At 59.4% G+C, this 13,547-nt stretch carries 12 protein-coding genes; 10 read left to right on the top strand and 2 right to left on the bottom strand.

Annotated elements, in window-relative coordinates:
* Positions 1-40: 40 nt before the first annotated feature.
* The 6 genes from BZL43_RS04870 (at position 41) to BZL43_RS04845 (ending at position 7,109) form a co-directional block, all read left to right on the top strand.
* Positions 41-1,474: an OprD family porin gene (locus tag BZL43_RS04870; RefSeq protein WP_095631256.1), complete on the top strand. Its 1,434-nt coding sequence runs from the start codon at positions 41-43 to the stop codon at positions 1,472-1,474.
* 75 nt (positions 1,475-1,549) lie between these two features.
* Positions 1,550-3,145 (top strand): ABC transporter substrate-binding protein, encoded by a 1,596-nt coding sequence (locus BZL43_RS04865; RefSeq protein WP_095631255.1) that lies wholly within the window; start codon positions 1,550-1,552, stop codon positions 3,143-3,145.
* 72 nt (positions 3,146-3,217) lie between these two features.
* The gene (locus tag BZL43_RS04860; RefSeq protein WP_007900379.1) at positions 3,218-4,228 is read left to right on the top strand and encodes an ABC transporter permease subunit; all 1,011 of its coding nucleotides are present in this window, start codon (positions 3,218-3,220) and stop codon (positions 4,226-4,228) included.
* 10 nt (positions 4,229-4,238) lie between these two features.
* The gene (locus BZL43_RS04855) at positions 4,239-5,150 is read left to right on the top strand and encodes an ABC transporter permease subunit (protein WP_095631254.1); all 912 of its coding nucleotides are present in this window, start codon (positions 4,239-4,241) and stop codon (positions 5,148-5,150) included.
* 10 nt (positions 5,151-5,160) lie between these two features.
* On the top strand, positions 5,161-6,129 hold the full coding sequence (locus BZL43_RS04850; protein ID WP_008067269.1) for an ABC transporter ATP-binding protein: 969 nt from the start codon (positions 5,161-5,163) through the stop codon (positions 6,127-6,129).
* A complete protein-coding gene (locus tag BZL43_RS04845) occupies positions 6,129-7,109 on the top strand; it encodes a peptide ABC transporter ATP-binding protein (protein ID WP_095631253.1) in 981 nt (326 codons plus the stop codon). The genes BZL43_RS04850 and BZL43_RS04845 overlap by 1 nt, the downstream gene beginning before the upstream one ends.
* A 105-nt stretch (positions 7,110-7,214) precedes the next feature.
* Here the strand turns inward: BZL43_RS04845 and BZL43_RS04840 are convergent, their stop codons facing one another.
* Positions 7,215-7,430 carry a hypothetical protein gene (locus tag BZL43_RS04840; protein ID WP_095631252.1) on the bottom strand — a complete coding sequence of 72 codons (216 nt, stop codon included), beginning with the start codon at positions 7,428-7,430 and terminating at the stop codon, positions 7,215-7,217.
* Between the two features lie 277 nt (positions 7,431-7,707).
* A complete protein-coding gene (locus tag BZL43_RS04835) occupies positions 7,708-9,291 on the bottom strand; it encodes a peptide chain release factor 3 (RefSeq protein ID WP_095631251.1) in 1,584 nt (527 codons plus the stop codon).
* A 636-nt stretch (positions 9,292-9,927) separates the two neighbouring features.
* Between BZL43_RS04835 and BZL43_RS04830 the strand changes: the two genes are divergently transcribed.
* The 4 genes from BZL43_RS04830 to BZL43_RS04815 are packed head-to-tail and all read left to right on the top strand — an operon-like array spanning position 9,928 to position 13,378.
* Entirely contained in the window at positions 9,928-10,644 is a 717-nt protein-coding gene (locus BZL43_RS04830) for an ABC transporter permease (protein WP_095631250.1), read from the top strand.
* Positions 10,645-10,664: 20 nt separating this feature from the next.
* Positions 10,665-11,558 (top strand): glycine betaine ABC transporter substrate-binding protein, encoded by an 894-nt coding sequence (locus BZL43_RS04825; RefSeq protein ID WP_095631249.1) that lies wholly within the window; start codon positions 10,665-10,667, stop codon positions 11,556-11,558.
* Positions 11,559-11,570: 12 nt separating this feature from the next.
* Positions 11,571-12,224: an ABC transporter permease gene (locus BZL43_RS04820; RefSeq protein ID WP_063341568.1), complete on the top strand. Its 654-nt coding sequence runs from the start codon at positions 11,571-11,573 to the stop codon at positions 12,222-12,224.
* Positions 12,221-13,378: a betaine/proline/choline family ABC transporter ATP-binding protein gene (locus BZL43_RS04815; protein WP_095631248.1), complete on the top strand. Its 1,158-nt coding sequence runs from the start codon at positions 12,221-12,223 to the stop codon at positions 13,376-13,378. The genes BZL43_RS04820 and BZL43_RS04815 overlap by 4 nt, the downstream gene beginning before the upstream one ends.
* The last annotated feature ends 169 nt before the right edge of the window (positions 13,379-13,547 follow it).

Raw genomic sequence — 13,547 nt, 5'->3', positions numbered from 1 at the left:
AAAAGACCGGCATAAAAAAAGAAAACAAGGAGCTTCACCCATGAAACTGAGCAGCACTGCGTTATTGGCCTTGGCCATCAGCAGCGTGACCGCCACGGCGTACGCAGAATCCCAGAGCCAGGCGTTCACGCCGGTTACCGTTAAAGAGAAAAGTGCCCAGAGTGAAGCCAAAGGTTTTGTCGAAGGCCAATCGATCACCGGCAGCACGCGTAACTGGTACGCCAATGAACAACTGAAGCGCGGCGCCACGTTCAGCTATAAGAAGCACGGTGTATCGACCCCGACTGATCGTCGTATCAACTGGGTTCAGGGCACTATCCTCAAGTACAACTCCGGTTTCACCGAAGGCACTGTGGGGTTCAGCACCGAAGTGGCGGCCTACAACGCTATTGCTCTGGATCGTGATCGCAAGGATCTGGCGTCCAATAACGGTGGCGCACCGGGTACTCGTTCTGGCGCGGGCAACAACCGCACCCTGACCGAGGAAGGTGGCGACGCCGTCGGCCAGTGGAGCAAGCTGGGCCTGGCCAACGTCAAGGCCCGCGTATCCAACACCACCCTTACTGCCGGTCGCCAGAACTTCAGCAGCCCGATGGTCGATGTCATCGGTAACCGTGCATTGCCTTCAAGCTTCCAGGGTGTGAGCCTGCACAGCGAAGAGCTGGAGAACCTGAGCTTCGACATCGGCACGTTCGATCGAAACTCGCCACGAACCGAACAAAGCCAGCGCAAGTTCCGCACCGAATACGCCAACGGCATCGTTGAAACCGATCATGTCCACACGGCCGGTATCACTTACACGCCATTCGCCAGCCTGACCACCAGTGTGTGGGGCACCCAGGCTGAAGACCTGTGGAACCAGTACTACTTCGGCGCCACTCATGTGCTGGGCGACAGTTCGATCCTGAGCCTGACCACTGGCCTGAACTACTACAAAACCCAGGAAGAAGGTAAAGCCCTTATCGGCAAGATCGATAACGACACCTATTCCCTGTCGCTCGGCCTGACCCACCAGGCTCACAGCCTGACCTTCTCCTATCAGGAAATTAACGGTAACGAGTACTTCGATTACCTGCACGAAACCAACGGCATCTACCTGGCCAACTCCCTGCTGTCGGACTTCAACGGCCCGAACGAGAAGTCCTTCCAGGTTGCCTACGGTTTGAACATGGCTGAATACGGCGTTCCTGGCCTGAAGTTCAACATTTACCAGGCTCGCGGCTGGGGCATCGATGGCACTCACTACACCGGCAACGAAGGCGTAGCAGGCAAGGGTTACGACGGTATCCAGTCCCAGGACGGCGAACACCACTACGAATACGGCATCGGTGCTTCGTACGCCGTGCAGAGCGGCCCACTCAAGGCCACCGCTATCCGCGCCACCTACACCGCTCACCGCGCCAGCGAAAACCAGGCGGATGGCAGCATCAATGAGTTCCGTCTGGTGACCACCATCCCGTTCAACATTTTGTAAAACCCATGCCGGCGGCTGACTCATGATGAGTCGGCCGTCTGGTTTTTCTGTTCAACCGATTGCAGAGGGCTCTAGATGAAAATGCTTCCCCTACGAGCGGCCATCGCTGCCGCGTTGCTGAGTGTCGCCGTCGGCGCCTCGGCCAAACCCTTGGTGGTCTGTACCGAAGCCAGTCCGGAAGGCTTCGACATGGTCCAGTACACAACTGCAGTCACAGGCGATGCGGTGTCCGAAACCATCTTCAACCGTCTGGTGGGCTTCAAGCCCGGTACCACCGAAGTGGTTCCGGCACTGGCCGAGTCGTGGGACATCAGCGATGACGGCCTGACCTATACGTTCCATCTGCGCAAAGGCGTCCAGTTTCACACCACCGATTACTTCAAGCCGACCCGCGACATGAACGCCGACGATGTGGTCTGGAGCTTCCAGCGTCAGCTGGACCCGAATCACCCATGGCACAAACTGTCGAGCGTGGGCTTCCCGTACTTTGAAAGCATGGGCTTCAAGGAACTGCTCAAAAGCGTCGAGAAAGTCGACGACAACACGGTGAAATTCACCCTGACCCGCCGTGAAGCACCGTTCCTGGCCGACATTGCCATGGCCTTTTCCTCGATCTACTCCGCTGAGTACGCCGACCAGTTGCTCAAAGCCAACAAGACCGGTGACCTGAACAGCAAGCCGATTGGCACCGGCCCGTTCGTTTTCCAGCGCTACGCCAAGGACGCTCAAGTCCGCTTCAAGGCCAACCCGGATTATTTCCTCGGCAAGCCACCGGCTGATGCGCTGATCCTGGCCATCGCCATCGACAACAACGTGCGCCTGCAAAAGCTCAAGGCCAACGAATGCCAGATCGCGCTGTATCCGAAGCCGGATGACATCCCGAGCATCAAGAAAGACACCAACCTGAAGGTTGACGAGCTGAACGCGATGACCGTGTCCTATGTCGCCATGAACACCGCCCGCCCGTACATGAGCGACGTGCGCGTGCGTAAAGCCATCGACATTGCCTTCGACAAGGCGGCATACGTCAACGCGTTGTTCGGCAAGGGCAATGCGACCGTGGCGGTCAACCCGTACCCGGACACCCTGCTCGGCTACAACCACCAACTGACCAACCCGCCGCGTGATCTGGACAAGGCTCGCGCCCTGCTCAAGGACGCCGGCGTACCGGAAGGCACCACCTTTACCCTGTTCACCCGCAACGGCGGCGGCCCGACCAACCCGAACCCGATGCTCGGCGCACAGATGATGCAGGCCGACCTGGCCAAGGTCGGGATCAAGATCGATATTCGTGTCATGGAATGGGGCGAAATGCTTAAACGCGCGAAAAACGGCGAGCACGACATGGTGTCTGCCGGCTGGGCTGGCGACAACGGCGACCCGGATAATTTCCTGACGCCTATGCTCAGTTGCGAAGCCGCCAGGAACGGCGAAAACTACGCTCGCTGGTGCAATGAAAAGTTCCAGGCGCTGATCGACGAAGCACGGGCTAAAGTGAACCCGGGCGAACGCACGGCGCTCTACGAACAAGCCCAGGCCATTTTCAATCAGGACCAGCCATGGATCAGCATGGCGCACACCCGCGTGTTCACGGCCATGCGCACCAACGTAGAGGGCTATCACATTAGTCCCCTCACCACTAATAACTTCGCCACCACCCAGGTGAAGTAGATAAAAACGCCCGGCATCGCTGACCCCAGCGCTGCCGGGCATGCCTAACCGGCTGATGAGGTACCACACAAGATGTTTAGTTTTATTGCCCGCCGATTGGGGTTATTGATCCCCACGTTCTTCGGCATCACCTTGCTGACTTTCGCGTTGATTCGCATGATTCCAGGCGACCCCGTGGAAGTGATGATGGGCGAACGCCGGGTCGACCCCGAAATGCATGCTCAGGCAATGGAACGCCTGGGTCTGAACAAACCCCTGTATGCCCAATACCTGGATTACATCGGCAAATTGGCCCACGGCGATCTCGGCGAATCCCTGCGTACCCGTGAAAGCGTCTGGACCGAGTTCAGCTCTCTATTCCCCGCGACCCTGGAACTGTCCATGGCCGCCCTGTTGTTCGCCGGCATCCTGGGCCTTCTGGCCGGGGTGATTGCGGCACTCAAGCGAGGATCCCTGTTCGACCACGGGGTGATGGGTATCTCCCTGGCGGGCTACTCGATGCCGATCTTCTGGTGGGGCCTGATTCTGATCATGTTCTTCTCGGTAAGCCTGGGCTGGACCCCCGTGTCCGGGCGGATCGACCTGCTCTACGACATCGAGCCGCGCACCGGTTTCATGCTGATCGATACGCTGCTGGCCGATGACGTCGGGGCGTTCTTCGATGCCCTGCATCACCTGATCCTGCCGGCCATCGTGCTCGGCACCATCCCGCTGGCGGTGATCGCGCGAATGACCCGTTCGTCGATGCTCGAAGTGCTGCGTGAAGACTACATCCGTACCGCCCGCGCCAAAGGCCTGTCGCCATCGCGGGTGGTGTTCGTTCACGGCCTGCGTAACGCACTGATTCCGGTACTGACCGTGGTCGGCCTGCAAGTCGGCACACTGCTGGCCGGTGCGGTTCTGACCGAAACCATTTTCTCTTGGCCCGGCATCGGCAAATGGCTGATCGAAGCCATTGGCGCACGGGACTATCCCGTGGTGCAGAACGGCATCCTGTTAATCGCCTGCCTGGTGATTCTGGTCAATTTCGTGGTGGACATCCTCTACGGCTTTGCCAACCCACGCATCCGTCATCAGCGCTGAGATCAAGACCATGACCACTCTCATTACACCGGTAGCAGTCGATCAAAGCCTGCTGTACCCATCCCCATATAAAGAATTCTGGCACGCGTTCTCCAGGAACAAAGGCGCCGTCGCCGGCCTGATGTTCATGCTGCTGGTGATCTTCTGCGCGATCTTCGCGCCGTGGGTCGCACCGCATGACCCAAGCGAGCAATACCGCGACTTCCTGCTGACCCCGCCGTCCTGGCTGGAAGGCGGGCAAATCCAGTTCCTGCTCGGCACCGATGAACTGGGTCGCGACCTGCTGTCGCGGCTGATCAACGGTTCGCGCCTGTCCTTGCTGATCGGCTTGTCGTCGGTGGTGATGTCGCTGATTCCGGGCATCCTTTTGGGTCTGTTCGCCGGGTTCTTTCCGCGCGTGCTCGGCCCGACCATCATGCGTCTGATGGACATCATGCTGGCCCTGCCGTCCCTGCTGCTGGCTGTGGCGATTGTCGCCATCCTCGGCCCTGGCCTGATCAACACCATTATTGCCATCGCCGTGGTTTCGTTGCCGTCTTATGTTCGTCTGACCCGCGCCGCGGTGATGGGCGAATTGAACCGCGACTACGTGACCGCCGCGCGCCTGGCCGGTGCCGGTCTGCCACGTCTGATGTTCGTCACCGTGCTGCCCAACTGCATGGCGCCGCTGATCGTTCAGGCCACCTTGAGTTTCTCCTCGGCGATTCTCGATGCCGCGGCACTGGGCTTCCTTGGCCTTGGCGTTCAACCGCCAACCCCTGAGTGGGGCACCATGCTGGCTTCGGCTCGTGACTACATCGAACGTGCCTGGTGGGTGGTGAGCTTGCCTGGTTTGACCATTTTGCTCAGCGTGCTGGCAATCAACTTGATGGGCGACGGCCTGCGCGATGCGCTGGACCCGAAACTCAAGAATGCCGCCTGAGGAGATTCAAATGTCACTGTTAGAAATCAAGAATCTCAACGTTCGCTTCGGCGACGCCAACGCCGTTCCGGTGGTCGACGGTCTCGACATTACCGTGGACAAGGGCGAAGTGCTGGCCATCGTTGGCGAGTCGGGTTCCGGCAAGTCCGTGACCATGATGGCGCTGATGGGCCTGATCGAGCATCCGGGGATCGTCACCGCCGACGCCCTGAATTTCGACGGCAAGAACATGCTCAAGCTCAGCAACCGTCAGCGTCGGCAAATCGTCGGCAAAGACCTGGCCATGGTCTTTCAGGATCCGATGACCGCGTTGAACCCGAGCTACACCGTCGGTTTCCAGATCGAAGAAGTGCTGCGCCTGCACCTGAAAATGTCCCGCAAGGACGCCCGCAAGCGTGCCATCGAACTGCTGGAAAAAGTGGAAATCCCGGGCGCCGCCAGCCGTATGGACGCCTATCCGCACCAACTCTCCGGCGGCATGAGCCAGCGTGTTGCAATCGCCATGGCGATTGCCGGCGAACCGAAACTGCTGATCGCCGACGAACCGACCACCGCGTTGGACGTAACGATTCAGGCGCAGATCATGGACTTGCTGCTGGCCCTGCAGAAAGAGCAGAACATGGGCCTGGTGCTGATCACCCACGACCTCGCGGTCGTGGCCGAAACGGCCCAGCGCGTGTGCGTGATGTACGCCGGCCAAGCGGTTGAAGTCGGTCAGGTGCCACAACTGTTCGACATTCCGGCGCACCCGTACAGCGAAGCACTGCTCAAGGCGATTCCGGAACACAGCCTGGGCGCCGCGCGCCTGTCGACATTGCCGGGCATCGTTCCCGGTCGTTACGACCGCCCGCAAGGCTGCCTGTTGTCGCCGCGCTGCCCGTACGTGCAGGACAACTGCCGCACCCAGCGTCCGGCCCTTGACCCGAAAAGCAACAGCCTCGCCCGCTGCTTCTACCCGTTGAATCAGGAGGTGGCGTAATGGCCGTCGTACTTACCGCCCGCAACCTGACCCGTCACTACGAAGTGTCCCGTGGCCTGTTCAAGGGGCATGCGACCGTGCGCGCCCTCAACGGTGTGTCGTTCGAACTGGAAGCCGGCAAGACCCTCGCCGTCGTGGGCGAATCGGGTTGTGGCAAATCCACCCTGGCCCGGGCCCTGACGCTGATCGAAGAACCGTCCTCCGGCTCTTTGAAAATCGCCGGGCAGGAAGTCGCTGGTGCCGACAAGGCTCAGCGCAAGCAGCTGCGCAAAGACGTGCAGATGGTGTTCCAGAGCCCGTACGCCTCGCTGAACCCACGACAGAAAGTCGGTGATCAGCTCGCCGAACCGCTGCTGATCAACACCAACCTGAGCGCCTCGGAACGTCGCGAGAAAGTCCAGGCAATGATGAAACAGGTGGGCTTGCGGCCTGAGCATTACCAGCGCTACCCGCACATGTTCTCCGGCGGTCAGCGCCAGCGGATCGCCCTCGCCCGCGCGATGATGCTGCAACCCAAAGTGCTGGTGGCGGATGAACCGACCTCGGCGCTGGACGTGTCGATCCAGGCACAGGTACTGAACCTGTTCATGGATTTGCAGCAAGAGTTCAACACCGCCTACGTGTTCATCTCCCACAACCTGGCGGTGGTGCGCCACGTCGCCGATCAAGTGATGGTGATGTACCTCGGCCGTCCGGTGGAAATGGGCCCGAAAGAGGACATCTACACTCGCCCTCTGCACCCCTACACCCAGGCGCTGCTGTCGGCCACGCCGACCATCCACCCGGACCCGGCCAAACCGAAAATCAAGATCGTCGGCGAACTGCCGAACCCGCTGAACCCGCCGTCGGGCTGCGCCTTCCACAAGCGCTGCCCGTACGCGACCGACCGCTGCACCACAGAAGAACCGCTCCTGCGGCTGGTCGACACCCGTCAGGTGGCTTGTCACTACGCCGAGCAATTTCTCGACGGCGCGGTGTAAAAAAACGCGCCTCGGGTATCGGGGCGCGCTTTTATCGAGTTGACCAGACCCCTTCCGCCAGATTGCGCATCAGTCCGGCAGGAGGGGTTTTCTTTTGTCTGTCACTTACGTTTGCGTATCTTCCTCGTCTTCGTCTTCATCGACGTCCGGGTCGTCCTCATCCGATTCGGTCGCGGCGATCATCAGCTCGCTATGCACCCCTTGCCCGTTCAAAGCCTGTTTTTCATGGTTCTCACACTCTGCCCACGCCATCGCCGATGTGCCGAGGGACAGCAGCACCAAAACCTTAAGCAACAACACAATGCGTTGATAAATACTCATAGCCGATTCCATCCTTTTCTTGGGTGACGCGTGGATGCTGAAGGTACTGAGTGAAATCTAGTTCCGATTGACCGGGTTCTCCAGACAGGACACTACCGGGTAGCAGAAATTATCGTTGGCGGGGAGATTGGTTTGGAATAAGGGATATGCTGAACAGCAATTTCAACATCAGTGACGACTTGTGGCGAGGGAACTCGCTCCCTTGCCACAGGTAATTCATGGTCAATAAAAAACCCCGGAGTTTTCACAACGGGGTTTTTGTTTTGTAACTCAGCGCTTAATGATGCTCACGCGTCGCTCTGAATTTCACATCCGGCCAACGCTCTTCCATCAGCGCCAGGTTGACCCGGGTCGGCGCCAGATAGGTCAGGTGACCACCCCCATCGACCGCAAGGTTTTCCACGGCCTTGACCCGGAACTCCTCGAACTTCTTCTTATCGTCGCAATCAATCCAGCGCGCGGAATAAACAGTGATCGGCTCGTACGAGCACTCGACCTTGTATTCCTCTTTCAAACGGCTGGCGACCACGTCGAACTGCAGCACACCGACGGCCCCCAGGATGATGTCGTTGCTGCGCTCGGGGAAGAACACCTGAGTGGCGCCTTCTTCGGCCAGTTGCTGCAAGCCCTGACGCAGTTGCTTGGATTTCAGCGGATCACGCAGACGCACGCGACGGAACAGTTCCGGGGCGAAGTGCGGGATGCCGGTGAAGCCCAGGACTTCGCCTTCGGTGAAGGTGTCGCCGATCTGGATGGTGCCGTGGTTGTGCAAACCGATGATGTCGCCCGCAAAGGCTTCTTCCAGCTGCTCACGTTCGGAGGAGAAGAACGTCAGCGCATCGCCGATCCGTACGTCTTTGCCGGTGCGCACGTGGCGCATTTTCATGCCTTTTTCGTACTTGCCGGAGCAGATGCGCATGAAAGCGATACGGTCGCGGTGTTTGGGGTCCATGTTCGCTTGGATCTTGAACACGAAGCCGCTGAACTTCTCCTCAACCGGCTCCACCGTGCGCTCGTTGGCCACACGGGCCAGCGGTTTCGGCGCCCAGTTGACCACGGCGTCGAGCACGTGATCGACACCGAAGTTGCCCAGTGCGGTACCGAAGAATACCGGCGTCAGTTGGCCGTCGAGGAATTCCTGTTGATTGAATTCGTGGCAGGCGCCCTGCACCAGTTCCAGCTGATCAACGAAGCGATCGTACTCATCGCCCAAGTGCGCACGGGCTTCATCGGAGTCGAGCTTCTCGATGATTTTCACCTCGGTGCGCTCGTGGCCGTGACCGGCGGTGTAGACGATGATGTAGTCGTCGGCGAGGTGATAAACGCCCTTGAAGTCGCGGTAGCAACCGATCGGCCAGGTGATCGGCGCAGCCTTGATTTTCAGGACCGCTTCGATTTCGTCGAGCAGTTCGATCGGGTCGCGGATGTCACGGTCGAGTTTGTTGATGAAGCTGACGATCGGCGTGTCACGCAGACGGCAGACATCCATCAGGGCGATGGTCCGTGGCTCTACACCCTTACCGCCGTCGAGGACCATCAAGGCCGAGTCCACTGCCGTCAAAGTGCGGTAAGTATCTTCGGAGAAGTCTTCGTGCCCCGGGGTGTCGAGCAGGTTGATCATGTGATCGCGATACGGAAACTGCATGACCGACGTGGTAATGGAAATACCCCGTTGTTTTTCCATTTCCATCCAGTCGGAGGTGGCATGGCGGTCGGATTTTCGAGATTTCACCGTGCCCGCAATCGCAATCGCCTTGCCCATCAGCAAGAGCTTCTCGGTGATGGTGGTTTTACCGGCATCGGGGTGGGAAATAATGGCGAAAGTGCGGCGTTTCGCGACTTCGGCGGCCTGTTTGGTCATGGGAAATCGCCTGGCAGGTGATTCAAAAAAGGGCGGCGAGTATAGCGCAAACCGAGCCTGACAGACCACCGTTCGCCCTGTAGCAGCTGCCGAGCCTGTGAGGCTGCGTTCGGCGGCGCAGCCGTCGTAAAACCAGACGCTGCGGTGTATCAGGCAGACCGGGCATGCCGACTCTACGACGGCTGCGCCGCCGAACGCAGCCTCGAAGGCTCGGCAGCTGCTACATGAGGCGCGGGGTGGCTAAATGCTGTTAATTATGGAACCTTTTAAAAGGTGGAGGCGTCCACTCCCCTGTTACGACCCATCGTCAGGGGCTGAAAAATCAGCAAGTTAGCCTGACGGGGCTGCGCTTATGGCTCGATTTCATGCGGTTTCACGAGCATGAAGAGCTGCTTCTCGCGAACGTTGATTTCCCGGCAGCCAGGAATGGCATGTGGCCGGGGTGGTCAGTTCTGTTGCTCAAATTCGGATGCCAGAAGTTCATAGCCCAGGCGCTGTGACGAGTCATAGCTCGCTATGGCGAGGAACAGCAACGCAGGATATGAGCTTCTGGTGCCGAAGTTGGGCAAACAGAACTGACCACCCCGGCCACGTAACACGGGACTGCGTCCGCCGACTGAAAAAAGGAGTCCGCCTGTGGCTATTCGCTATGGCAAAGGGCTGATAGGAGGTGCGGTTGTCGTCGCCCTTCTGGCCCTGCTGGTCCACTGGATTGGCATCAACACGATCGAACAGTACCGCGACGATTTGTTGTTTTACCTGCAAGCTCATCTGATTCTCGTCCTCGTTTCCATGCTGGCCGCCCTTGTAGTGGGCATACCCGCCGGTATCTTCCTCAGCCGCCCGACCATGGTTGGCCGCGCCGAACGCTTCATGCAGATCTTCAATATCGGCAACACCGTGCCGCCTCTCGCCGTACTGGCCATCGCCCTGGGTATCCTCGGCATCGGCAGCGGCCCTGCGATTTTCGCCTTGTTCCTCGCCTCACTGTTGCCCATTGTGCGCAACACCTACGAAGGGCTGAAAAACGTTCAGGGTTCACTCAAGGAAGCGGCCGTCGGCATCGGCATGACACCGACTCAGGTGCTGTGGCGGGTCGAACTGCCGAACGCTGTGCCGATCATCATTGGCGGCGTGCGCGTGGCGCTGGCGATCAACGTCGGTACCGCACCGCTGGCGTTCCTGATTGGCGCCAACAGCTTGGGCAGCCTGATTTTCCCCGGCATCGCCCTGAACAATCAGCCGCAATTGCTGCTCGGCGCGGCCTGCACCGCCCTGCTGGCCTTGCTGCTCGACGGTCTGGTGACAGCCGCCAGCCGACTCTGGCTCGAACGCGGCCTGCGCCCGTCTTAAGCCTCGGCAAAGGAATATTCATGAAGACATTAAGCTTTTTAACAGGCTGCATTCTGCTGTTCGCAGGATTTGCCCAAGCCGCTGAAAAACCCGTGATCCGCATCGGCGCCCGGGTGTTCACTGAACAAACCCTGCTGGCGGAAATCACTTCGCAATACCTGCGCACCAAGGGTTACGACACCCAGGTGACCGGCGGCCTGGGCAGTAACCTGGCCCGTAGCGCCCACGAAAGTGGTCAGCTGGATTTGATGTGGGAATACACCGGCGTGTCGCTGGTGGCTTACAACCACGTCACCGACAAGCTTGATAGCGCTCAGTCCTACGCCCGGGTGAAAGAACTCGACGCAAAAAAAGGCCTGGTCTGGCTCACCCCGTCGAAGTTCAGCAACACCTACGCCCTGGCGCTGCCGGAAAACACCGCCAAGGCTTACCCGCAGATCAACACCATCAGCGAACTGAATGCCGTGTTGCAGGCCGAGGCGAAAAGCCCTCACCTCATCGCCCTGGACACCGAGTTTGCCAACCGCTCCGACGGTCTCGATGGCATGGTTGATCTCTACGGCATGAACCTGACCCGCAACAACATCCGCCAGATGGATGCCGGACTGGTCTACACCGCGCTGCGCAATGGCCAGGTGTTTGCCGGTCTGGTCTACACCACTGACGGTCGCTTGAATGCCTTCAAGCTCAAGTTGCTCGAAGACGACAAGCATTACTTCCCCGACTACACCGCCGCGCCGGTGGTGCGTCAGGTCTACCTCGACGCCCATCCGAAACTCGCCGAAGAACTCAAGCCGCTGGCCGAACTGTTCGACGACGCCACCCTGCGTCAGCTGAATGCGCGGGTCGATGTCGATCACGAAAGTCCTTCATCCGTTGCCGCAGATTTCCTGCGCCAGCACCCCATCCACTGAGGAGGAAAAGCCATGGAATTTTTGAACGCCTTTTCCCATCTCGATTGGCCGCAGGTTTTGCACCTGACCTGGCAGCACATCACTCTGGTCGGCATCGCCGTGACCCTGGCGATTGTGGTCGGCGTGCCGCTGGGCATCCTGATGACCCGTTTCCCGACACTGGCCGGTCCGTTGCAAGCCAGCGCCACGGTGTTGCTGACCGTGCCATCGATTGCCCTGTTCGGCTTGCTGCTGCCGTTCTACTCGAAATTCGGCCAGGGCCTCGGCCCGATGCCGGCGATCACTGCAGTGTTTTTGTACTCGTTGCTGCCGATCATGCGTAACACCTATTTGGCCCTGACCGGCGTGGAACCTGGCATTCGCGAAGCAGCGCGCGGCATCGGCATGACCTTCGGCCAGCGCCTGCGCATGGTCGAACTGCCGATTGCCGTGCCGGTGATCCTCGCCGGTGTGCGCACCGCCGTGGTGATGAACATTGGTGTGATGACCATCGCCGCGACCATCGGCGCCGGTGGCCTGGGTGTACTCATTCTCGCTTCCATCAGCCGCAGCGACATGTCGATGCTGATCGTCGGCGCCGTGCTGGTCAGTCTCCTGGCCATCTTCGCCGACCTGCTTCTGCAATGGCTACAACGCACGCTGACTCCAAAAGGACTCCTGAAATGATCGAACTTCAAAACCTCAGTAAAACCTTCCAAAGCAACGGCAAAGATGTGAAAGCCGTGGACTCGGTGAGCCTGACCGTCAATGAAGGCGAAATCTGTGTGTTCCTCGGGCCATCGGGCTGCGGCAAAAGCACCACGCTGAAGATGATCAATCGCCTGATCAAGCCAACCTCGGGCAAGATCCTGATCAACGGCGAAGACACCACCGACCTCGACGCCGTGACCCTGCGTCGCAACATCGGTTATGTGATCCAGCAGATCGGTCTGTTCCCGAACATGACCATCGAGGAAAACATCACTATCGTTCCGCGCCTGCTCGGTTGGGACAAACAGAAATGCCACGATCGCGCCCGCGAGTTGATGAGCATGATCAAGCTCGAACCCAAGCAGTACCTGACTCGCTACCCGCGTGAATTGTCCGGCGGCCAACAGCAGCGGATCGGCGTGATTCGCGCGTTGGCGGCGGATGCGCCGCTGCTGTTGATGGACGAGCCGTTCGGCGCGGTCGACCCGATCAACCGCGAGATGATTCAGAACGAATTCTTCGAGATGCAACGGGCACTGAACAAGACCGTGATCATGGTCAGCCACGACATCGACGAAGCGATCAAGCTTGGCGACAAGATCGCCATTTTCCGCGCGGGCAAACTGCTGCAGATCGATCATCCGGACACGCTTCTCGCGCACCCGGCGGATGACTTTGTCAGCAATTTCGTCGGCCAGGACAGCACCCTCAAGCGCCTGTTGCTGGTGAAAGCCGAAGACGCGGCGGATAACGCGCCCTCAGTGAGCCCGGAAACGCCAGTGGCCGAAGCGCTGGAATTGATGGACGAACTGGACCGTCGTTACGTGGTGGTCACCTGTGCCGAGAACAAGGCCCTGGGCTACGTGCGCCGTCGCGACCTGCACCGCCAGACCGGCACCTGCGCGCAATACCTGCGCGAGTTCAACGCCACCGCGGCCTACGACGAGCATTTGCGCATCCTGCTGTCGCGCATGTACGAGTTCAACCGCTCATGGCTGCCGGTGATGGATGCCGAGCGGGTGTTCCTGGGTGAGGTGACTCAGGAATCGATTGCCGAGTACTTGAGCTCCGGCAAGTCTCGTGGGGGCAAAACCAGCATTGTTTCGCCGGCCGAGACTGCTGTCGCCTGATCTGACGGTCTTCGCGGGCAAGCCTCGCTCCTACAGGATTTGTGGTGTGCCTTGATTTTTTGCACGACACCAAACCTGTAGGAGCGAGGCTGCCCGCGAATGGGGCACCACCAATCCCTCCTGAACCCCCTCAAATATCCCTCCTACGGGAACATCACACTGTCATGCA

The sequence above is a fragment of the Pseudomonas sp. PICF141 genome (assembly GCF_002286815.1).
In the GTDB taxonomy this organism is placed as follows: domain Bacteria; phylum Pseudomonadota; class Gammaproteobacteria; order Pseudomonadales; family Pseudomonadaceae; genus Aquipseudomonas.
This window is presented reverse-complemented; position numbering and strand designations above follow the sequence as displayed.

Excerpts from the sequence above, each read along its gene's own strand:
- BZL43_RS04870 (WP_095631256.1), top strand. The coding sequence starts at position 41 with ATGAAACTGAGCAGCACTGCGTTATTGGCCTTGGCCATCAGCAGCGTG.
- BZL43_RS04865 (WP_095631255.1), top strand. The coding sequence starts at position 1,550 with ATGAAAATGCTTCCCCTACGAGCGGCCATCGCTGCCGCGTTGCTGAGT.
- BZL43_RS04860 (WP_007900379.1), top strand. The coding sequence starts at position 3,218 with ATGTTTAGTTTTATTGCCCGCCGATTGGGGTTATTGATCCCCACGTTC.
- BZL43_RS04855 (WP_095631254.1), top strand. The coding sequence starts at position 4,239 with ATGACCACTCTCATTACACCGGTAGCAGTCGATCAAAGCCTGCTGTAC.
- BZL43_RS04850 (WP_008067269.1), top strand. The coding sequence starts at position 5,161 with ATGTCACTGTTAGAAATCAAGAATCTCAACGTTCGCTTCGGCGACGCC.
- BZL43_RS04845 (WP_095631253.1), top strand. The coding sequence starts at position 6,129 with ATGGCCGTCGTACTTACCGCCCGCAACCTGACCCGTCACTACGAAGTG.
- BZL43_RS04840 (WP_095631252.1), bottom strand. The coding sequence starts at position 7,430 with ATGAGTATTTATCAACGCATTGTGTTGTTGCTTAAGGTTTTGGTGCTG.
- BZL43_RS04835 (WP_095631251.1), bottom strand. The coding sequence starts at position 9,291 with ATGACCAAACAGGCCGCCGAAGTCGCGAAACGCCGCACTTTCGCCATT.
- BZL43_RS04825 (WP_095631249.1), top strand. The coding sequence starts at position 10,665 with ATGAAGACATTAAGCTTTTTAACAGGCTGCATTCTGCTGTTCGCAGGA.
- BZL43_RS04820 (WP_063341568.1), top strand. The coding sequence starts at position 11,571 with ATGGAATTTTTGAACGCCTTTTCCCATCTCGATTGGCCGCAGGTTTTG.
- BZL43_RS04815 (WP_095631248.1), top strand. The coding sequence starts at position 12,221 with ATGATCGAACTTCAAAACCTCAGTAAAACCTTCCAAAGCAACGGCAAA.